The following is a 20,401-nucleotide window of genomic DNA, read 5'->3' as shown; positions in this document are numbered from 1 at the left end:
AGCGCTTGGGCAGGCCGCGCCACTTGCATCCGTGCTCTGCAACATAAAGGATCGCATTCAACACGTCCAAATTCGAGAGGCTTACATTGCCGCGCTGCAGAGGCAGGCAGTACTCGATCTGGGCGAATTGGGCTGGTGTGATCTCCATGCATGAATTATCTGTCGTCATCCATGGTCAACTCAATTAGTGTTAACAAGCCCTAGTCTATAGCTAAGAGCCGAAGAGCCGTCACTCGAACTCGACGACCGCTTCGATCTCGACAGCAAAGCCCTTTGGCAACGAACCCACGCCGATTGCAGATCGCGCATGAACGCCGCGCTCACCCAAAACGGCAACCAACAGATTGGAGCAGCCGTTGATGACTTCCGTGTGCTCGGTGAAGTCCGGCAAGGCATTCACCATGCCAAACACCTTGACGATCCTTCTGACGCGGGACAGGTCGTGAAGCGCATCCTTCAAGAGCGCATGGATGTAGAGTCCGACGTCGCGGGAGTGAAGCTGCGGCTCGATCACCGAAACCTCGGCCCCACTTTCGGCACGGCGCCCGGCGCGCCCCTGCCGGAGATGTAAATTGTCGACCCCGCAACAACGTTGGAGGCGAAGTTTCCGAGCGGCTTGACCACTTCAGGAATTTGGAAGCCCAGGGCGGCAAGTTTGTCCTCGGCGGATTCGTTCATCGAGTTTCCTTCGGACACGCACGCAAGAGATGAAGGGGGGGAAGGATTCAGGCCGCGAGCAGGTCCAGCGCCTGTCGGTGGAGTTCGCGTGTGGCCGCGGCGACCACCCGGCCGTCGGACTGCAGGCCCAGCGGCTGGCCCTGCCAGTCGGTGACGATGCCGCCGGCGGCTTCGATGAGGCCGGTCGGACCGAGGTAGTCGTAGGGCTGCAGGCCGGTCTCGACCACCAGGTCGATGGTGCCGCCGGCGAGCTGGGCGTAGCCGTAGCAGTCGCCGCCGAAGCGGCGCATCGCGCAGCGCCGGCTCAGCCGGTCGAAGGCGGCCCAGTCGGCGGCGTCGAAGATGTCGGGCGAGGTGGTCACGATGCGGGCCTCGGCCACGGCCGCGCAGCCGCTGACGCGCACCGCCTGCCCATTGCGCTGGGCGCCGCCGTGGGCCTGGCCGATCCAGCGCTCGCCGAGCACCGGCATGTCGACCATGCCCAGTTCGACGCGACCGTCACGCAGCAGGCCGATCAAGGTGCCCCAGAGCGGCGAGCCGGTGATGAAGCTGCGCGTGCCGTCGATCGGGTCGAGCACCCAGACGCGCTCGGCGTCGACCCGCTCCAGCCCGTGCTCCTCGCCGTAGATGCCATCGGCCGGGCGTTCGGCGCCGAGGATCTCGCGCATGGCGGCCTCGGCGGCGCGGTCGGCCTGGGTCACGGGGCTTTCGTCGGCCTTCGAGATGACGTCGAGCGGGGTGCGGAACAGGCGCATCGAGTGCGAGGCCGCCGCATCGGCCAGTGCGTGGGCGACGCGCAGGTCGTCGGCCGGTGTGAAGGTGGAACTCATGGGGGGGATTAGAACCCAGCCTCCGCCCGCGGCAGCGGCCATCACAGCGTGTGGCTGCGGTCGCCTTCGGCAAAGCCGATCGCCTCCCAGGGCTCGCCCACCGCGAAGCCGATCACCTTGAACAGCTCGCCCATCTCGTGTTCGTGGATCAGCCGCGCGGCCATCGCGCGTTCGGCCAGCGGGGCCGCTTCCATCATCGGCAGGATGCCGGCGTTGAGCAGGAAGCGCGCCTGGCTGCAGTAGCCGAGCACCTGGAGGCCGGCGTCCTGTCCCGCCAGCGCCACCCCGGTGAAGTTGACGTGGGCCGTGATGTCCTTGGTGCCGACATCGGCCAGCGGATCGCCGTCGGCCTGGTGGCCGCGGTGGCACATCACGGTGCCCATGTGGCGCTGGGGATGGTAGTACTCGGCCTCCGGAAAACCGTAGTCGATGAAGAAGGCCGCGCCCTGCTTCAACCGGTCGGCCAGGGTGGCGACGAAGGCCTCGGCCTGGGGGTGGATTTCGGTCAGGTAGTCGTGCAGGCCGGCCACTTCGACCGGCGGGCGCAGTTCGGTCGGCCGGTCGGCCCAGGCGAAGCCGTCGCCCTGGCGGACCACGCCGCGTTCGTGCCATTGGCCGGCGGTACGCACCAGCAGCTGCACCGGCATCGCATCGAGCACTTCGTTGCCGACCACCACGCCGCGCATCTCCGGCGGCAGTTCGGCCAGCCATTCGACTTTGCCGGCATGCCCGGCGAGCGTCTGCTGCTGGCGTTCGCGCAGCGTGCCCGAGAGATCGACGATGCGCAAGCGCTCGACCTTGTCGCCGAGGGCGTCGAGCAGCTGCAGGGCCAGCGCGCCGGTGCCGGCGCCGAACTCCCAGAGCTCGCGGGTGCCGGTCTTTTCGAGCGCCTCGGCCACCTGCACCGCCAGGGTGCGGCCGAACAGCGGCGTCATTTCGGGTGCGGTCACGAAATCGCTGCCCGAGGCCGGCATCCGGCCGAACTTGCGGCTCGCGCTGGCGTAGTAGCCCAGCCCCGGGGCGTACAAGGCCAGGGCCATGAAGCGGTCGAACGGCAGCCAGCCGCCGGCCCGCTGCAGCGAGGCATCGATAATCTTGGTCAACGGGGTGGCGCGTTCAGCGCCCTGCTCCAGGTTCATAAGTAACGGAAATCTATCAGGATGGCTGAATCGACCCCACGCCGAGGCGTGCTCGTGACCGGCGGCGGCCAGCGACTGGGCGCCGCGTTCTGCGAGGCTTTCGCGCGCGCGGGCTGGCGGGTGTGGTGCCAGTACCGTGCCTCGCGGGTGCAGGCGCTGGCATTGTGCGCGCGCCTGGCCGACGAGGGCCACGAGGCCACGGCGATCGAGGCCGACATCGGCAGCGAGCCGGGCCGCGTCGCGCTGGTCGACCAGGTTTCGGCCGCGGGGCCGCTGGCCTGCATCGTCAACAACGCCTCGGCCTTCGAGCCCGACACCGGGCTCGATTTCGAGGCCGACGCCGCGCTGCGCCAGCTGGGCGTGAACCTGATCGCACCGCTGTCCTTCGCCCGGCTGCTGGCGCAGCGCGCCAGGCCCGGCGACGGCATCGACCGCTCGGCGATCCACGTGCTGGACCAGAAGGTCTACAACCTGAACCCCGACTATTTTTCCTACACCGTGTCCAAGCTGGCGCTGGAGCGCGCCGTGGCGCTGCAGGCGCAGTCGCTGGCGCCGGCGCTGCGCGTCTGCGGCGTGGCGCCGGGCATCCTCTACCGCAGCGGCCCGCAGACCGAGGATAATTTCGCCCGGGCGCGCCAGGCCAACCTGATGCGCCGTCCGATCGATGCGGCCGACGTCGCCCGCGCCTGCGTCTTCCTGGCCGCCACGCCCAGCGTGACCGGCACCACCCTTTGCGTCGACAACGGCCAGCACCTGGTGCCGCTGGCGCGCGACATCATGTTCGTCGTCGACGAACTGCTGAAAGCTTCACCATGACCACAGCCGCCCTCGACCCCCTCCTGCTGACGTGCCGGCGCGTCTTCCTGCGCGACTACGAGGTCTGGATCAACATCGGCGTGCACGAATTCGAGAAGCGCGCCGAGCAGCGCGTGATCATCAATGTCGACCTCTACGTGCCGCTCGACGTCTCGACGCCGAAGGCGGACGAACTCGACGAGGTGGTCGACTACGACTTCATCCGCCGCACCGTCGCCACCCGCCTGAGCAAGGGCCATATCCACTTGCAGGAAACGCTGTGCGACGACATCCTCACGCAGGTGCTGGCGCATCCGAAGGTGCAGGCTGCGCGGGTATCGACCGCAAAACCCGACGTCTACCCCGACTGTGACGCCGTAGGCGTCGAAGTATTCCGGAGCAAGTGACATGAGTGCCGTATGGATCGACGAAACGCCCTCGTCCACCAATGAGCTGAAGATCGAGCGCGAAACCCACAAGCTCGAGAAGCGGCTGTGCCGCGAGGTCGGGCGCGCCATCGTCGACTACAACATGATCGAGGACGGCGACAAGGTCATGGTCTGCGTGTCGGGCGGCAAGGACAGCTACGCCCTGCTCGACATCCTGCTCAAGCTGCGGGCCCGGGCGCCGATCCATTTCGACATCGTGGCCGTCAACCTCGACCAGAAGCAGCCGGGCTTTCCGGAAGACGTACTGCCGGGCTACCTGAAGGCCCTCGGCGTGCCCTTCCACATCGAGGAGCAGGACACCTACTCGATCGTCAAGCGCGTGATCCCCGAAGGCAAGACCACCTGCGGCCTGTGCAGCCGGCTACGCCGCGGCATCCTCTACCGCGTGGCCGACGAGCTGGGCGCCACCAAGGTCGCGCTGGGCCATCACCGCGACGACATGCTGCAGACCTTCTTCCTGAACATGTTCTTCGCCGCCAAGCTGAAGTCGATGCCGCCCAAGCTGGTGAGCGACGACGGCAAGCACATCGTGATCCGGCCGCTGGCCTACGTGGCCGAGAAGGACCTGGTGCGCTGGGCCCGCCACCGCGCCTTCCCGATCATTCCCTGCACCTTGTGCGGCAGCCAGGAGAACCTGCAGCGCAAGCAGGTCGGCGAGATGCTGCGCGAATGGGAGCGCAAGTTCCCGGGCCGGATCGAGAACATGTTCAGCGCCATGCAGAACATCGTGCCCTCGCACCTGCTCGATACCCAGGCCTTCGACTTCAAGGGGCTGAAGGCCACCGGCGTGGCCGACGAGGACGGCGACAAGGCCTTCGATCCGCCGGACCTCCCGGCGCCATCGCCGCTGCGCATCGTGCAGCTCTGACCATGAAGGCCGTGCTCGCCGCCCTCCTGGTGGTGCTCGGCCTGAGCGGCTGCGCCACGCGCTGGGTGGTCGACAGCGAGGTGCGCAGTTTCTCTGGCATGGACGGCGTGCCGTCCGGCGCCAGCTACCGCTTCGAGCGCCTGCCCTCGCAGAAGATCGACGAGCCGGCGCAGCAGCAACTGGAGGCGTGGGCCGGCGCGGCCCTCGACGGCGTCGGCCTGCGGCGCGACGACGCTGCCCCGCAGCTGAGCGCCCTGATCGGCGCCCGCGTGACCTCCGAACTCTCGCCCTGGGCCGACCCCTGGATGTTCGGCAACCCCTGGCCGGGCTGGTGGGGCCCCCCTGCACCCGGCTGGGGTCCGCGCGGCTGGTACGGCGGTGGCTGGTATGGCGGCGGCTGGGGGCCGGCGTTCGGGCCGCCACCGACGCCCTGGTTCGGGCGCGAGGTCAGCATCGTGCTGCGCGAGCTGCCGTCGAACCGCGTGGTCTACGAGACGCATGCCCGCAACGACGGCCCCTACAGCAACAGCGCCGCCATCCTGCCGGTGATGTTCCAGGCCGCGCTGCAGGGCTTCCCGAATCCGCCGCCGGGCGAGCGGCGGGTCGACATCGAGCTGCCGCGCAAGACGCCCTGACCACCATGGAAGCCACCCGCGTCATCGCCGTGCGCCATGGCGAAACCGCCTGGAACGTCGACACCCGCATACAGGGCCAGCTCGACATCGGGCTCAACGACACCGGCCTCTGGCAGGCCCGGCGGGTCGCGCGGGCGCTCGAGGAGGAGCCGATCGCGGCGATCTATGCCAGCGACCTGTCGCGCGCCTGGCAGACCGCGCAGGCAATCGCCCAGCCGCGCGGCATGGCGGTGGCCGCCGACCCCGGCCTGCGGGAACGTGCCTTCGGCCTGTTCGAAGGCCGGACCTTCGCCGACATCGACGCCAGCCTGCCGGCCCAGGCCCGGCTCTGGCGCACCCGCGATCCCGAATTCGCGCCAGAGGGTGGTGAGTCCTTGCTCACTTTCAAGGCACGCGTCACAGGCACGGCCGCGCGGCTCGCGGCCCGGCACCCCGGGGAACTGATCGTCCTGGTGGCCCACGGCGGGGTGATGGACGTGCTCTACCGGACCGCCACCGGCCAGGAACTGCAGGCGCCACGGACCTGGGCCCTGGGCAATGCGGCCATCAACCGCCTGCTGTGGACGCCGCAGGGCTTCACCCTGGTCGGCTGGGCCGACGTCGGTCACCTGGACGACGACACGCTCGACGAAGCCTCGGCCTGAGCGCGCACCCGCTGGCACACGCCTTGCTCATCACAAAATAGAACTTTCCTATCGATTTAGTCGCAAGAACTGGCGCCACGCGTCAGCTTTTTGTACTCATTTTCGAGAAAGAGGGGCACAATGCCCCGGCCCTCTCGTCGTTTGTCAAGAAAGCAATCGCAACCAAGTGCGTCCGATGTAGCGGCCGCGGCGAGGGATGTATGCCTTTCGGCATGACTTTCGGCAGGTGGCGAACGATGCGTCCCGAGTGCAAGATGCGAAAAACGGCAAAGTGACTGCTTTGTTATTAGTCTTTGTACATCGACACATCGTGTTGCGTTGATTTCGAGCTGATGGAGAGAGGGATTCCAAGGTGACCACATTCGTACCCCTACACCAACGCGTTGCGGCACTCGCGGCCACGCAGCCCGGCACCGTGGCGGTCAGCGACGGTAGCGAATCCATCTCTTACGAGCAACTGAATCGACGCGCCAACCAGCTGGCGCGCCGCCTGCAGCGCGCCGGCGCGGGGCGCGACCAGCTGATCGCCATCGGCATGGAGCGCTCGGTCGACATGGTGGTCGGCCTGCTCGCGATTCTGAAATCGGGCGGAGCCTACCTGCCCATCGATCTCGACTACCCGATGGACCGGATCGAGTTCACGCTCGACGATGCCCGGCCGGTGGCCGTGCTGACCTCGTCGGCCAGCGCCGCCGCCTGGCCGAAGACCGACGTGCCGGTGGTGCTGATCGACGACGAAACCCTGGCCGACGAGGAGACCGGCGACATCGGGGGCGCCGACCCCGAGGCCCTGGCCTACGTGATCTACACCTCCGGGTCCACCGGCCGGCCCAAGGGCTGCCTGGTGACCCATGCCAACGTGGCGCGCCTGTTCGACGCCACCGACGCCTGGTATGGCTTCGGCGCCGACGACGTCTGGACCTTCTTCCACTCCCATGCCTTCGACTTCTCGGTCTGGGAGATCTGGGGCGCGCTGGTCTACGGCGGCCGGGTGGTGGTGGTGCCCTACACGATCACGCGTTCGCCGGCCGAGCTGCTCGACCTGCTGGTGCGCGAGCGGGTCACGGTGCTCAACCAGACGCCGTCGGCCTTCCGCTCGCTGATCGAGGCCGACCGCCGCGCGGCCCTGCCGCCCGAGGCGCTGGCGCTGCGCTACGTGATCTTCGGCGGCGAAGCGCTGTCCTTCGAGACCCTGCGTCCCTGGTTCGACCGCCACGGCGACGCCCGGCCGCAGCTGGTCAACATGTACGGCATCACCGAGACCACGGTCCATGTCAGCTGGCGGCCGATCGCCCGCGAAGACCTCGAGGCGCGGCGCGGCAGCATGATCGGCCGCGCGATCCCCGACCTGCGTATCGACATCCTCGACGCCGAGCTGCGGCCGGTGGCGGCCGGGGAAACCGGCGAGATCGTGGTCAGCGGCGCCGGTGTGAGCAACGGCTACCTGCGCCGCCCCGAGTTGACGGCGGAGCGCTTCATCGACTGGACCGATCCGGCCAGCGGCCAGACGCTGCGGGCCTACCGCTCGGGTGACCTGGGCCGGCGTGGCGAGGACGGCGACATCGAGTGCCTGGGGCGGATCGACCACCAGGTCAAGATCCGCGGCTTCCGCATCGAGACCGACGAGATCGAGACCCTGCTGCTGCGCCATGCCGAGGTGCGCGAATGCGCGGTCATCGCCCGCACCGACACGCCCGATGGCGAAGCCCGGCTGGTGGCCTACGTGGTGCCGAAGGCACAGCCCTTGCCGATGGCCGAGCTGCGGGCCCTGCTGGCGAAGGACCTGCCGCAATTCATGCTGCCGTCGGCCTTCGTCGAACTGGCGGCCCTGCCGATCACCGAGAACGGCAAGCTCGACCGCCGTGCGCTGCCGGCACCGCCGCGCCAGCGGCCCGAACTGGCCTCGGTCTATCGCGAACCGGCGGGCCGGCTCGAAACCCGGGTCTGCCAGGTGTTCGCCGAAGTGCTCGATCTCGACCGTGCCGGCGCGCTCGACAATTTCTTCGAGCTGGGCGGCACCTCGCTGGCCGTGCTGCGCGTGATGCGCGAGCTCGAGGGCGCGGGCTCGCGCCGGCTGGCCGCCAACGACTTCTTCCAGGATCCGACGCCGCGCGCGCTGGCGCTGGCCCTGGGCGAGCCGCAGCCGGAGACTGGTGTGACCGCTGCCGCGCCCCTCGTGGCCCCGCCGGCCGCGGCGCTCGAACCCGTGGCCATCATCGCGATGGCGGGCCGCTTCCCCGGCGCCGCGGACGTCGAACAGTTCTGGGACAACCTGCGCGCCGGCCGCGACACGGTCCGCTTTTTCGACGACGCGACGCTCGACCCGTCGGTCGGCGCCGCACTGCGCAGCGACCCGGCCTACGTGCGGGCCCGCGGCGTGGTCGACGGCATCGAGATGTTCGATGCCGCGCACTTCGGCATCAGCCCGAAGGAAGCCGAGGTGATGGACCCGCAGCAGCGCCTGTTCCTCGAGCTCTGCTGGGAATGTCTGGAGCGCGGCGGCTACGCGCCCGACAGCACGCCCGGGCCGGTCGGCGTGTTTGCCGGCATGTACGGCAACAGCTACTTCCAGCATCACCTGCTGAGCCGCCCCGACCTGATCGAACAGCTCGGCGAGCTGCCGGTCGCGCTCGCCAACGACAAGGACTTCATCGCGACCCGGGTCGCCCACCGGCTCAACCTGACCGGCCCGGCGATCAGCGTCCACACGGCCTGCTCGACCTCGCTGGTGGCGATCGCCCAGGCCTTCTCGGCGCTGCGCAACGGCGACTGCGACATGGCACTGGCGGGCGGCGCGGCGGTGACCTGCCCGCCGAACAGCGGCTACCTCTACCAGGAGGGCGCGATGCTCTCCCCCGACGGCCACACCCGCAGCTTCGACGCCAAGGCCCAGGGCACGGTGTTCAGCGATGGCGCCGCGGTGGTGCTGCTCAAGCGCCTGTCCGCCGCCCTGGCCGATGGCGACCCGATCCATGCGGTGCTGCGCGGCGCGGCCGTCAACAACGACGGCGGCGTCAAGGCCAGCTTCACCGCGCCCAGCATCGACGGCCAGGCCCGGGTGGTGACGGCGGCGCTGGCCTCGGCCGGCGTCGATGCCCGCAGCATCTCCTATGTCGAGACCCACGGCACCGCGACGCCGATGGGCGACCCGATCGAAATCGCCGCGCTGGCCAAGGCCTACGGTGCCCACACCGCCGACACCGGCTTCTGCGGCGTCGGCTCGGTCAAGAGCAACATCGGCCACCTGGTGGCGGCCGCGGGCGCCACCGGGCTGATCAAGACCACCCTGGCACTGCGCGAGCAGGTGATCCCGGCGTCGCTGCACTTCGAGTCGCCCAATCCGGCCATCGCCTTCGATGCCACGCCCTTCCGCGTCGTCGACCGGCTGCAATCCTGGCCGCGCGGCGCGACGCCGCGGCGCGCCGGCGTGAGCTCCTTCGGCGTCGGCGGCACCAACGCCCACGTGGTGGTCGAGGAAGCGCCGCCGGCCGCGGCCGCCGAAACCGGCAGCGGGCCGCAATTGCTGCAGCTGTCGGCGCGCACGCCGACCGCACTCGCGGCCGCCACGGCGCGCCTGGCCGACCACCTCGCCGCCCACCCGGACGCCTCGCTGGCCGATGTCGCGCACACGCTGCGGGTCGGCCGCAAGGCATTCGCGCATCGCGCCTGCGTGGTCGCCGAAACGGCCGCCCAGGCGGTCGAGGCGCTGCGCACGGACGACCCGTCGAGCCGCGCCTCGGGCGAGATCGCGGCCTGGGTGCCGCAGGCCGTGTTCCTGTTCCCGGGCCAGGGCGCGCAGTATGCGGGCATGGGCCAGGCACTGCATGCCGGCGAGCCGGTGTTCCGCGCCGCCTTCGACGAATGCCTGCAGGCCTTCGAAGGCGTGCTTTCCTTCGACCTGCGCGAGCGCATGTTCTCGGACGACGACGCGGCGCTCAAGCCGACCTCGGTGACCCAGCCCGCCACCTTCGCGCTCGAATACGCGCTGGCGCGCCAACTGCAGTCGCTCGGCGTCCGGCCGGCGGCCCTGATCGGCCACAGCGTCGGCGAATTCGCCGCCGCCGTGCTGGCCGGCGTCATGCAACTGGGCGACGCGGCGCGGCTGGTGGCCCGTCGTGGCGCGCTGATGCAGTCGATGCCCGAGGGCGACATGCTGTCGGTGCGGATGCCCGCGGACGAGCTTTCGGCGCAGCTGCCCGAGGGCATCTCGCTGGCGGCCGAGAACGGTCCGAACGCCTGCGTCGCTGCCGGCCCGGCGGCGCTGATCGAACAATTCCGCCAACGCCTCGAAGCCGCCGGCGTGGCGGCCAAGCTGCTGCAGACCTCGCATGCCTTCCACTCGCAGATGATGGAGGGCGCGGTCGCACCGTTCGAGGCGCTGGTGCGCGAAGTCCGGCTGGCGGCACCGACGACGCCGATCTACTCGACCCTGACCGGCCGCCTGCTCAGCGATGCCGAGGCGATCGACCCGGCCTACTGGGCCCGTCACCTGCGCGAGACGGTCCGCTTCGCCCCGGCCGCCCTGGCCGCGCTGGCGCAGACCGAGCACCCGCTGTTCATCGAACTGGGGCCGCGCAACACCTTGACGACGCTGGTTCGCCAGCATGCGTCGCGGCAGCGCCCGGTGACCGCCGTGGCCCTGCTGGCCGATGCACCCGCGCGCGAATGCACGAGCTGGCGCCTGGCCGCCGGCCGGCTCTGGACGCTCGGCCTCGACATCGACCCGGGCCGGCTCGACACCCGTACCCGCAAGCAGCGCCTGGAGCTGCCCACCTATCCGTTCGAGCGCAAGCGCTTCTGGGTCGATATCGCGACCCCTGCCGTCGCTGGGGCCGCTGCGGCCGCCCCAGCCTTCTCCGTGTCTTCCTCCCCCTCGATCCCGGAATCAACAATGACTGTCGCCGATCCCGCCGCCAGCGCCCCGCCGGCACGCCGCGCGTCCCTCTCCGCCCGCCTGCGCGACCTGTTCGAGGAGCTCTCCGGCATCACCATGGCCGACGCGGCCGGTGCCTCGCCCTTCGTCGAGATCGGCCTCGACTCGCTGACACTGACGCAGGCCGCGCTCCAGGTGAAAAAGCAGTTCAAGGTCAATCTGACCTTCCGGCAGCTGATGGAGAGCTACCGCAGTTTCGATGCACTGGCCGAGTTCCTCGATGCCAACCTGCCGCCCGATCCGGTGGCGGCGGTCGCCTCGATGTCACCCGCGCCCGCCCTGCCGGTCACCGCGGCGCCGCAACCGGTCGCTGCATGGCCGCAAGCGACGGCCCTGGCGCTGCCCGAGGCCGGGCTGGCCATCGGCGCGGGCATGACACTGGTGCAGCAGGTCATTGCACAGCAGATGCAATTGATGCAACAACAACTCGCATTGCTGTCGGCGGCGCCGCCGCTGCCGGCCAGCCCTGGGCTGCCGGCAGCGACGGTGGAGCAACCTACGCCCATGGCCACCGCCGCGGCCACGGCGTCCACGTCACCGGCAGCCGCCGGGACCATCGCGCGTGTCGAACCGCAAAACAGGGAACCGACCGAGCGCCAGAAACCGCGGCTGGCCGCCTTCATGCGCCGCTACACGGAGCGCACGGCCGGAAGCAAGGCCTTCGCCGAGCGCAACCCGCAGGTGGCCGGTCTCCGGATGATCAACGACTTCCGGCCAGAGACCCGGGAGATCGTCTACCCGATCGTCGTCGAGCGCTCCAAGGGCTCGCGCCTCTGGGACCTCGACGGCAACGAATACATCGACGCCTACAACGGCGGCGGCATGAACCTGTTCGGCTGGCAGCCGGACTTCATGCTCGACGCGCTGCGCACCCAGCTCGACAATGGTTTCGAGTCCGGAACCCTGCATCCGCTGGCGGCCGAGGTCACGCAACGCCTCTGCGAGCTGACGGCCTTCGACCGCGCGAGCCTCTTCGACAACGGCGCCGAGGCCGTGACGGTCGCCATCCGCATGGCACGCACCGTCACGGGCCGCAGGCAGGTGGCGGTGCTCGCCGGCGTTTCCCCCGCCGGTTTCGACGACATGCTGGCGCTCGACTTCGGGAAGTCCGAGACACTGGACTACCTCCGCGCCCACGCGGCCGATCTGGCCGCCGTGCTGGTCGAACCGGCGCAGAACGGCCAGCCCGGCCCGCAGCCACGCGAGTTCCTGCGCGAGGTGCGCGCCATCACCGAGACGTCCGGGACCTGCCTGGTCTTCGACGAAACCATCACGGGCTTCCGTTCGCACCTGGGCGGCGTCCAGGCGATGTTCGGCGTCCAGGCCGATCTGGCGTGCTATGGCGGCGTGATCGGGGGCGGGCTTCCGATCGGCGCGGTAGCCGGCAGACGCGCGTTCATGGATGTGCTGGACAACGAGGCCTGGGCGCAAAGCGGCATCGTCTCGGCGCGGGGCCACTCTGCGCAGCATCCTCTGGCGCTGGCTGCGACCAGGACGGCGCTCGAGCTTCTGAAGCAGGACGACAACAAGCTGCAGACCAAATTGAACCTGCACACGGCCGCCATGGCCGATGAGCTGTCCGCCTACTGCCGGGAGGTTGGCGCGCCCTTGGAAATCCTGTACTTTTCCTCGCTTTGGCGCGTGAACTGGCTGGAAGACCATCCGCAGCAAGACCTGTTGTTCGCCATGATGCGCAGTCGCGGGGTTCATGTTCTGGAAGACAGCCCCTGCTTCATGACCGGCGCGCACACGCAAGAGGACATCGCGACCATCAAGTCGGCATTCAAGGAGTCGCTGAGCGAAATGCAAGATTCTGAATTCCTGCCGCGGCGCGCCGTCGCCAAGTCGTCGTATGTCGACCCCAATCAACCGCCCGTGCCGAACGCCCGGCTGGGACGCGACCGCGACGGGCAACCCGCGTGGTTCGTGCCCAACCCGGCCGCCCAGGGAAAGTACATCAGGCTTCAAAAATGAACGACGCGACAATGGAAGCACCCAACGACGAAGCCGCCGAGTTCGACCCCTTTGCGGGTGGATCCATCGAACAGATCGCGCCGACCACCGAAGCCCAGCGCGAAATCTGGCTGGCCGACCGGCTCGCCCCCGAGGCCTCGCTGGCCTACAACGAGGCGATCAACCTGCGGTTCACGGGCGCGTTGAACACGCGCGCGCTGGCCACGGCTTTGACGCGCCTGGTCGATCGTCACGACTCGCTGCGGGCGACCATCTCGCCGGACGGCACCCAACTGCTCATCGGCGAAGGCGTGCCCATCGCGATGGTCGAACATGACCTCGGCACGCTGGATGCCGGCGCGCAGCGCCAGGCCATGAAGGAGCAAGCCGAGGCGGTCGTGCTCGCGCCTTTCTCGCTGGAGCACGGTCCGCTGTTCCGCGCCGCGCTCTATCGGCTGTCGCCGACCGATCACGAACTGCTGCTGACCGCCCATCACGCGATATGCGACGGCTGGTCGTGGGGCGTGATCGTCGAGGACCTGGGCCAGCTCTATGCCGCCGAGACGGGCGCCGGTCCGACGCCCGCGCCAGCGGCAAGCTTCGTCGACTACGCAGCCCGGGAGGCTGCCGAGACCGAAGGTCCGGCCATGCAGCAGCACGTCGACTACTGGCTCGGCCGGTTCACGGGCAGCACGCTGCCGGTGCTCGAATTGCCCCTGGACCACCCGCGCCCGGCGGTCCGGACCTTCAGATCGAAGCGCGCCGATCACTTTCTCGACCGCGAGCTGATCGACGCCTTGCGCAAGATCGGCGCTGCATCCGAGACCAGCCTGTTCGCCACGATGCTCGGTGCGTTCGCCACGCTTCTCCACAGGCTGACCGAACAGGATGACCTGGTGATCGGCATTCCGGCCGCCGGGCAACTTGCCAACGACACGCCGAACCTCGTGGGCCACTGCGTGAATCTGCTGCCGCTGCGTCTCGCCGTGGACACGGAACTGCCCTTCCAGACGCTCGTGCGCCAATCCGGGACGATGCTGCTCGACGCCTTCGACCACCGCGCGCTGACCTACGGCACGCTGCTGCGCAAGCTGTCCGTTCCGCGCGACCCGAGCCGCCTGCCGCTCGTGAGCGTCATGTTCAATGTCGACCGGGAGACGGTCGCGGGTCAAGGCAGCTTCCCGCGACTCGGCGTCGAGTCGAGCACGGTGGTGCGCGCGTATTCGAACTTCGAACTGTTTCTCAGCATCGCACCGCGGCCCGACGGGATGCAGATCGAGACGCAATACAACGCGGATCTGTTCGACGATGCGACCGTGAGCCGCTGGCTGGCGATGTTCGAGGCGTTGCTGCGCTCGGCCGCCAGCGATGCGTCCCAGGCGCTTGCCAACCTGAACGTGCTGCCCGCCGTGGAGGAGGCCGCTTTGCGGACGCTGCAACCGGCGGCCACGCCGATTCGAGGCGCCGCGCTGATGCACGCAGGGTTCGAGACGCAGGCTTCGGCGACGCCCGCACGCACCGCCCTGAGCGACGGCACGCTGAACCTCAGCTACGCCCAACTCGACCAGGAATCGAACCGGCTGGCGCGCGCGCTGCGCGACCGCGGCGTTCAGCGCGGCCAGCACGTCGGCCTGTGCCTGAATCGCGGCGCCGACATGGTGGTCGCCTTGCTGGCCGTCCTGAAGGCCGGTGCCACTTACATTCCGCTGGATCCGGATTTCCCCAAGGCCCGCCTCGACTACTACGCCGAGGATGCCAGGCTGTCCCTCTTGCTGACGCAGTCCTCGATCGCGACGTCGCCCCGGGCCTGGTGCGACGACGCTGCCGAGCGGATCTTCGAGATCGACACCGACAGCCACTGGCGCGAACAGTCGGGCGAGCGGCTCGCCGCCGGTCCGATGGATGCCTTGCCCGACGACGCAGCCTACGCGATCTACACCTCGGGCTCCACCGGCAAGCCCAAGGGCGTGCGTGTCCCGCACGGCGCGGTCGCCAACTTCCTGCAGAGCATGCAGGTCGAGCCCTCCATCTCGGCCGCCGACAAGCTGGCGGCCGTCACCACGCTCTCCTTCGACATCGCAGTCCTGGAGCTGCTTCTGCCGCTGCAGGTCGGCGCCGAGATCGTCATGGTGCCGCGCCAGACGTCCATGGACGGCCATGCGCTCGCCGCCTTTCTGGACCAGAGCGGCGCGACCATGATGCAAGCCACGCCCGGCATGTGGCGTTTGCTGGTCGACGCCCGCTGGAAGGCAAGGGGCGCTTTTCGGGCACTGGTCGGCGGCGAGAGCCTGCCCAACGACCTGGCGCACGAGCTGCTTCGCCGTTGCGGCGAAGTCTGGAACATGTACGGACCGACGGAGACCACCGTCTGGTCGACGCTCTGGCACGTCGACGGGGCGAGCCTGGCCGACCGCAGCGTTTCCATCGGCAACCCGATCGCCAACACAACGGTGTGGATCATCGACTCACGAGGCAAGCCCTGTCCCATCGGCGTGCCCGGTGAAATCTGGATCGGCGGCAAGGGCGTGACGCTGGGGTATCACGAGCGACCTGAGTTGAACTCGGAACGCTTCGTCGACACCAGGTTCGGCGGCGTCGCGGATCGGATGTACCGCACCGGTGACCGCGGCCGCTGGCGCAACGACGGTCGCCTGGAGCACCTGGGCCGCTTCGATTTCCAGGTCAAGATCCGCGGCTATCGCATCGAACTCGGCGAGATCGAAGCGCGTTGCGACGAGGCCCCGGGCGTCGCGCGCAGCGTCGTGCTGGCGCGCGAGGACGTCCCCGGCGATGTCCGTCTGGTCGCCTATCTCGCGATGGCGTCCGACGCTGCCTACGACCAGGCAACGCTGCGCGAACACCTGCGTTCGCGACTGCCCCTGTACATGGTGCCGCAGCACTTCGTGGCGCTGCCGGCGTTGCCGCTGCTGCCCAACGGCAAGATCGACCGCAAGGCCCTTCCGGCACCGTATGTCGTGCGCTCGACGAAGGCGGTTCGCGAAGAGCCCGAGCTTCGCGTGGCACCGCGCAACGAACGCGAGCAGTCCGTCCTGACAGCGATGGAAGAGGCCCTCCATCTGCCGAGCATGAGCGTGCTCGACGACTTCTTCGCCATGGGCGGCCACTCGCTGCTGGCGGCGCACCTGATCACTCGAATCAATGCCGCCTTCGGCACCCGGCTGCCGCTCAGCAAGCTGTTCGAAGCCCCGACCGCCGAACAACTGGCACGCGAGATCCAGCGCGCACAAGGTGAAAGCGCTGCACCGGTGGCGATTCCCGTCCGCCCGGACGGCCGCAGCGCGCCGCTGACGCTCGATCAGCGACGCATGCGGTTCGCCGAAGACATGCATCCCGAAAGCACGACCTTCAACACGCCTTCGGCGCATCGCTTGACGGGCGCGCTGGACCGGGAGAAGTTCGAGCAGGCATTTCGCGACATGGTGAGCCGGCAGGACGGTCTGCGCACCGCCATCGTGCCTGCGGCCGACGGCAACGGCTGGACCCAGCAGATCTCGGCTTCGATCCGCTTCGACTTCCCGTTCGAAGACCTGCGAAGCATTCCTGCCGATCGACGCGAAGCCGAAATGCTTCGCCGCATGCAGGCCATCGTCGACGTACCCATCGCCGCTGCGCCCGCACCGCTGTTCCGATGCGCGCTGTATCGCCTCGGCCAGGACGAGCATGTCTTTCTGTTCGTGGTCCATCACCTGGTCTGGGACGGCTACTCGTTCGACATCCTCGACCGCGAGATGGCCGCCGGCTACGCCGCCCGACTCGGCGGCAGCGCCAATCCGCTGCCGGAACTCTCGATCCGATACGGCGACTACGCCCAATGGCAGCTTGAATGGATCGAGGGTCCCGAGGCCGCCAGCCAGCGGGAATACTGGCGCCAGCGGGTGCAGCAGACACCGGTCCTCAAGGCGGTGCGGCACGACCTGCAACCACAGCCTGGCGTGCCGGGCAAAGGTGCGACCGAGCTGGTCGAACTGGACGCCGAGCTGGCGGAGCGACTGCGCCTCATCGCGACACAGCATCATCTGACGCTCAACATGCTGCTGATGGCGGCCTACGCCGTGATGTTGTCCAAGGCCGTGGGCGAAGCGCCGGTCTCGATCGGAATGCCGACGCGCGGTCGAATGCTCCCCGACCTCGACCAGGTCATGGGCTTGTTCGTCGGTCTGGTGCCGGTGCATGCCAATGCCGAGCAAGGCCTGCGCTTCCTCGATTTCGCGGCCTCCCTGAAGCAGGAAATCGTCGCCGCCCTGGCACACCAGGACCTCCCGTACGAGCACATCCATCAGAGCGCCAGTCCGGAACAGCGCCGCGCCGGCCTGTACCAGGCGGTGTTCTCGTTCCAGGACACGCGCGAACGGCATCGGCATTGGGGGCCCCTGGCGCATGAGTCGGTCACGCTCGAACAGACGGGCGTCACCGACAACCTGGGCCTCTGGCTGCTCGATCGTCCGTCCGGCCTGCAGGGAACGCTGGCCTACAACGCAAGCCTCTACAAGCGGGAGACCGCTGCGGCGCTTTGCAAGAGCTTCGCCGATATCCTCGCCGCGGTCGCCCAGCAGCCGGACGCCACGCTGTCGGAGCTTTGCTCGGACGTGATCCGGCCGGCAGCCGCACCTGAGGCATCGACCCACTCGCCGGCTTCGATCCTGCTGCAGCCCGAGCAGGCTCGCCTGGCCCAGGTCTGGGCCAGCATCATCGGCATCGATGTGAACGACATCCGGGCCACCGACTCCTTCTTCGACCTGGGAGGCGACTCGTTGCTGGCGATGCACGCCATCCAGCAGGCGGAGCAAGCCCTGGGCTTTCGCGTCGAACCTCGCCGCTATGTCTTCGAAACGCTCGGGCAACTCGCCGCCTCCACCGCAGGAACTCCGCTCGACGCGCCGGCCGTGGCGGCCGCGACGGCCGTCCAGGGCGAGTCGCGGCGCGGGTTGCTGGGACGTGTGTTCTCGGGTTGGGGCCGCAAGGGCTGAAGGAGAAGCAATGTCCATCGTCCAGCTGCCCACCACGACGCAAGGCCGGTTGTGGCGCATCGACCTCGACAGCGCGCCGGCGCCGGCGGCCGCGGCCAGCCTGTCGGACGACGAGTGGGCGCGCGCGAGCCGCTTCGTCTTTGCGCGTGATCGCCATCGCTTCGTCGCCGCCCATGCCGCGCTGCGCGGCCTGCTGTCGCTGCACACCGGCAGCCCCGGTGCCCTGCTGGACTTCGTGCCAGGTGCTTTCGGCAAGCCGGCGCTGGCCGACCCGGCGGGCGTGCACTTCAACCTCAGCCATAGCCAGGCGGTGGGCTTGATCGCGATCAGCGACGAAGCCGAGATCGGCGTCGACGTCGAACTCTTGCGTCCGATGCCGGACGCCGACGACCTGGCACGCGTCCACTTCACGGAAGCGGAACGGCGGGCCTTGGCGGCACTGGCGCCGGCGCGCCGCGACCGGGCCTTCCTGACCTGCTGGACGCGCAAGGAAGCCTGCCTCAAGGCCGTCGGCACGGGACTCGGCATCGACACGTGCAGCTTCGAGGCCGGGCTGGACGAAGAAGCGCGCGAAGTCCGGATTCCCCTGGAAAGCGGTATGGCACGGCTGTCGCTACGCTCCTTCGATGGCGGAGAGGGTGTAGTCTGCGCGATCGCCCGGATGCTCGAGTCCGACGCCGCCGTCGAAGCCGCCGCGCCGCGCCCCACCTTCCAAGACAACGAGTCCTACGCATGACCCCGATGCTTTTCGGCCCGCCGCAGCGCCGCCTGTTCGGTCTCTTTCACCCGCCGGAACGCGAGCGTGACATCGCGGTCCTGATCTGCGCGCCGTTCGGACAGGAGGTGGTCCGTACGCACCGGCTGTTCCGCGTGCTCTCCGACCGGCTGGCCCGCGCCGGGGTGGCGGTGCTGCGCTTCGACTGCCACGGCACCGGCGATTCGTCCGGGGACGACACCGATGGCGACCTCGAAGGCTGGCGCCGCGACGTCTGCACCGCGCACGAAGAGCTGCACCGGCTGACCGCCCCGCGTCGCATCGTGTGGCTGGGATCACGCCTGGGTGCCACGCTGGCGGTGCTGGCAGCCCGCAGCGGCCGCAGCGACCCGTCGAAAGTCATCCTCTGGGACCCGATCGTGGACGGCGCGCGCTACCTCGATACGATGCGCGAGAAGCACGTCTCGGCGCTCGAGGCCTCTTTCTGGATTCCCGACCGTGCCTGGCGCCGGCGCCTCGCGGCCGACAAGGACGCCTTCACCGACGAACTGCTCGGCTTCGCCGTCTCGCCCGCGCTGCGCAATCAGTTGCGCGCGCTCTCCCCGCAGTCGCTCCAGCTGACAGGGTCGCACGAGACCGTCGTGCTGGCCGAGGCGGAGGACGAGCCCGTCAACCAATGGGCACGCATGCAAGCCGAGCGCCAGATTCCTGTCAGGTTGTCGCCGTTCCGGCATTCGCTGATCTGGACCTCCGACCCCTTCCCAAACAGTGCCATGGTCCCGGCCGAGGCACTGCAACGCTTGCTGGCAGAAATCAATGGATGACTACAACGAAACCCCTGTGCAGTTCGGGCCCGACGGCTCGCTGATCGGCATCATCACGACGCCTGGCGACGGTCCGATGGCACCGGTCGGCTGCATCCTGATGAACATGGGTGCGATCCACCGCATCGGCCCCCGGCGCACCAATGTGAAGCTGGCGCGGCAGATGGCTGCCTGCGGCATCAGCAGCATCCGCATGGACCTGGCCGGACTCGGCGACAGCCGGCCGGCTGGCGAGACGGTCGACTTCAGGATGCAGGCCGTGCTGGATGTTCAGGCCGCCATGAACCTGGTCGGCACCATGCTCGGCGTGCATCGCTTCATCCTGGTTGGCTTGTGTTCCGGCGCGCGCAACGGCCTTTGCGTCGCAGTCAACGACCCCCGGCTGGTCGGCCTCCTGATGTTCGACGGCCCCGGCTTCCCGGGCCGCCGCGCACGCTGGGAACGCAGCGCGCGCCGGGCACTCGCCGATCCCAGCCTCAGTGCTTTTTTCGCCCGCGTGTCGGGCGCGATCCGGCGCAAGCTGCTGCCCTCACAGCCGGCGGCGGATGCCAATATCTTCGAGTCGGAGGCGCCGGAAGACACGGTCGAGTACTTCGGCCACTCGATCAGGCAGTTGGTGGAACGCGGCGTCGCCACGATGCTGGTCTACACCGGAAGCGTCCACGTGAAGGACCGCAATTTCGACCAGCTGGGTCCGTTCGCAAACGAACCATTCGTGCGCCAGCTGGAGTACCGCTTCATCCCCGAGATCGATCACGGCCTGATCTCGCAGGCGTCCCAGCAGGCCTTCATGAAGCAGGCGTGCGACTGGATTCTGCGCGTGATTCACGGCGATGGCAGCCCGGCCTCGCCAGCGCTGTCGGCCGTCGGGCAATCTGCCCGTGGCGCGCGGGCCACCAGCTCTCTGGCGACCAAGCTCGAGCACGCGGGCTCCTGAGTTCGAGCGTCGC

Annotated in this window: 15 protein-coding genes; 10 read left to right on the top strand and 5 right to left on the bottom strand. The window is 68.8% G+C overall.

Annotated elements, in window-relative coordinates; all coding sequences use genetic code 11:
• The 5 genes from QZH52_RS27070 to QZH52_RS27050 form a co-directional block, all read right to left on the bottom strand.
• The coding region (locus QZH52_RS27070; protein ID WP_301813808.1) for a transposase at positions 1–148 on the bottom strand (148 nt) is incomplete at its 3' end.
• An 81-nt stretch (positions 149–229) separates the two neighbouring features.
• On the bottom strand, positions 230–514 hold the full coding sequence (locus tag QZH52_RS27065) for a RidA family protein (RefSeq protein ID WP_301813804.1): 285 nt from the start codon (positions 512–514) through the stop codon (positions 230–232).
• A complete protein-coding gene (locus QZH52_RS27060) occupies positions 511–678 on the bottom strand; it encodes a hypothetical protein (RefSeq protein ID WP_301813803.1) in 168 nt (55 codons plus the stop codon). The genes QZH52_RS27065 and QZH52_RS27060 overlap by 4 nt, the downstream gene beginning before the upstream one ends.
• Before the next feature lie 47 nt (positions 679–725).
• Positions 726–1,508, bottom strand: a complete 783-nt coding sequence (hisN, locus tag QZH52_RS27055) for a histidinol-phosphatase (protein ID WP_301813802.1) — start codon at positions 1,506–1,508, stop codon at positions 726–728.
• Positions 1,509–1,549: 41 nt separating this feature from the next.
• Entirely contained in the window at positions 1,550–2,647 is a 1,098-nt protein-coding gene (locus QZH52_RS27050) for a class I SAM-dependent methyltransferase (protein ID WP_436411637.1), read from the bottom strand.
• Between the two features lie 21 nt (positions 2,648–2,668).
• Here QZH52_RS27050 and QZH52_RS27045 point away from each other — a divergent pair, with 21 nt between their 5' ends.
• The 10 genes from QZH52_RS27045 (at position 2,669) to QZH52_RS27000 (ending at position 20,388) form a co-directional block, all read left to right on the top strand.
• Positions 2,669–3,463, top strand: a complete 795-nt coding sequence (locus QZH52_RS27045; protein ID WP_301813800.1) for an SDR family oxidoreductase — start codon at positions 2,669–2,671, stop codon at positions 3,461–3,463.
• Positions 3,460–3,849 (top strand): dihydroneopterin aldolase, encoded by a 390-nt coding sequence (locus QZH52_RS27040; RefSeq protein WP_286504645.1) that lies wholly within the window; start codon positions 3,460–3,462, stop codon positions 3,847–3,849. The genes QZH52_RS27045 and QZH52_RS27040 overlap by 4 nt, the downstream gene beginning before the upstream one ends.
• Position 3,850: 1 nt before the next feature.
• Complete coding sequence (gene ttcA, locus QZH52_RS27035; RefSeq protein ID WP_301813799.1) at positions 3,851–4,759, top strand: tRNA 2-thiocytidine(32) synthetase TtcA; 909 nt, start codon at positions 3,851–3,853, stop codon at positions 4,757–4,759.
• Between the two features lie 2 nt (positions 4,760–4,761).
• The gene (locus QZH52_RS27030; RefSeq protein WP_301813798.1) at positions 4,762–5,394 is read left to right on the top strand and encodes a DUF4136 domain-containing protein; all 633 of its coding nucleotides are present in this window, start codon (positions 4,762–4,764) and stop codon (positions 5,392–5,394) included.
• A 5-nt stretch (positions 5,395–5,399) separates the two neighbouring features.
• Positions 5,400–6,038 carry a histidine phosphatase family protein gene (locus QZH52_RS27025; protein ID WP_301813796.1) on the top strand — a complete coding sequence of 213 codons (639 nt, stop codon included), beginning with the start codon at positions 5,400–5,402 and terminating at the stop codon, positions 6,036–6,038.
• 352 nt (positions 6,039–6,390) lie between these two features.
• Positions 6,391–12,945 (top strand): polyketide synthase, encoded by a 6,555-nt coding sequence (locus QZH52_RS27020; protein WP_301813795.1) that lies wholly within the window; start codon positions 6,391–6,393, stop codon positions 12,943–12,945.
• Positions 12,942–17,912, top strand: a complete 4,971-nt coding sequence (locus QZH52_RS27015) for a non-ribosomal peptide synthetase (RefSeq protein ID WP_301813794.1) — start codon at positions 12,942–12,944, stop codon at positions 17,910–17,912. Before QZH52_RS27020 ends, QZH52_RS27015 begins: the two co-directional genes overlap by 4 nt.
• A 10-nt stretch (positions 17,913–17,922) precedes the next feature.
• Complete coding sequence (locus tag QZH52_RS27010; protein WP_301813792.1) at positions 17,923–18,648, top strand: 4'-phosphopantetheinyl transferase family protein; 726 nt, start codon at positions 17,923–17,925, stop codon at positions 18,646–18,648.
• A 5-nt stretch (positions 18,649–18,653) separates the two neighbouring features.
• Positions 18,654–19,451, top strand: coding sequence for an alpha/beta fold hydrolase (locus QZH52_RS27005; RefSeq protein WP_301813791.1), 798 nt, complete (start codon positions 18,654–18,656; stop codon positions 19,449–19,451).
• Complete coding sequence (locus QZH52_RS27000) at positions 19,444–20,388, top strand: alpha/beta fold hydrolase (protein WP_301813788.1); 945 nt, start codon at positions 19,444–19,446, stop codon at positions 20,386–20,388. The genes QZH52_RS27005 and QZH52_RS27000 overlap by 8 nt, the downstream gene beginning before the upstream one ends.
• The last annotated feature ends 13 nt before the right edge of the window (positions 20,389–20,401 follow it).

The organism is Variovorax ginsengisoli, from assembly GCF_030486595.1.
GTDB classification, from domain to species: domain Bacteria; phylum Pseudomonadota; class Gammaproteobacteria; order Burkholderiales; family Burkholderiaceae_C; genus Variovorax; species Variovorax ginsengisoli_B.
Note: the sequence above shows the minus strand (reverse complement) of the source record. Positions and strands in the feature narration are given on the sequence as shown.

What these genes read in the sequence shown, in the direction of transcription:
- QZH52_RS27010 (WP_301813792.1), top strand. Translation starts at nt 17,923, where the DNA reads ATGTCCATCGTCCAGCTGCCCACCACGACGCAAGGCCGGTTGTGGCGC.
- QZH52_RS27030 (WP_301813798.1), top strand. Translation starts at nt 4,762, where the DNA reads ATGAAGGCCGTGCTCGCCGCCCTCCTGGTGGTGCTCGGCCTGAGCGGC.
- QZH52_RS27045 (WP_301813800.1), top strand. Translation starts at nt 2,669, where the DNA reads ATGGCTGAATCGACCCCACGCCGAGGCGTGCTCGTGACCGGCGGCGGC.
- QZH52_RS27060 (WP_301813803.1), bottom strand. Translation starts at nt 678, where the DNA reads ATGAACGAATCCGCCGAGGACAAACTTGCCGCCCTGGGCTTCCAAATT.
- QZH52_RS27040 (WP_286504645.1), top strand. Translation starts at nt 3,460, where the DNA reads ATGACCACAGCCGCCCTCGACCCCCTCCTGCTGACGTGCCGGCGCGTC.
- hisN (WP_301813802.1), bottom strand. Translation starts at nt 1,508, where the DNA reads ATGAGTTCCACCTTCACACCGGCCGACGACCTGCGCGTCGCCCACGCA.
- QZH52_RS27025 (WP_301813796.1), top strand. Translation starts at nt 5,400, where the DNA reads ATGGAAGCCACCCGCGTCATCGCCGTGCGCCATGGCGAAACCGCCTGG.
- ttcA (WP_301813799.1), top strand. Translation starts at nt 3,851, where the DNA reads ATGAGTGCCGTATGGATCGACGAAACGCCCTCGTCCACCAATGAGCTG.
- QZH52_RS27015 (WP_301813794.1), top strand. Translation starts at nt 12,942, where the DNA reads ATGAACGACGCGACAATGGAAGCACCCAACGACGAAGCCGCCGAGTTC.
- QZH52_RS27000 (WP_301813788.1), top strand. Translation starts at nt 19,444, where the DNA reads ATGGATGACTACAACGAAACCCCTGTGCAGTTCGGGCCCGACGGCTCG.
- QZH52_RS27005 (WP_301813791.1), top strand. Translation starts at nt 18,654, where the DNA reads ATGCTTTTCGGCCCGCCGCAGCGCCGCCTGTTCGGTCTCTTTCACCCG.
- QZH52_RS27050 (WP_436411637.1), bottom strand. Translation starts at nt 2,647, where the DNA reads ATGAACCTGGAGCAGGGCGCTGAACGCGCCACCCCGTTGACCAAGATT.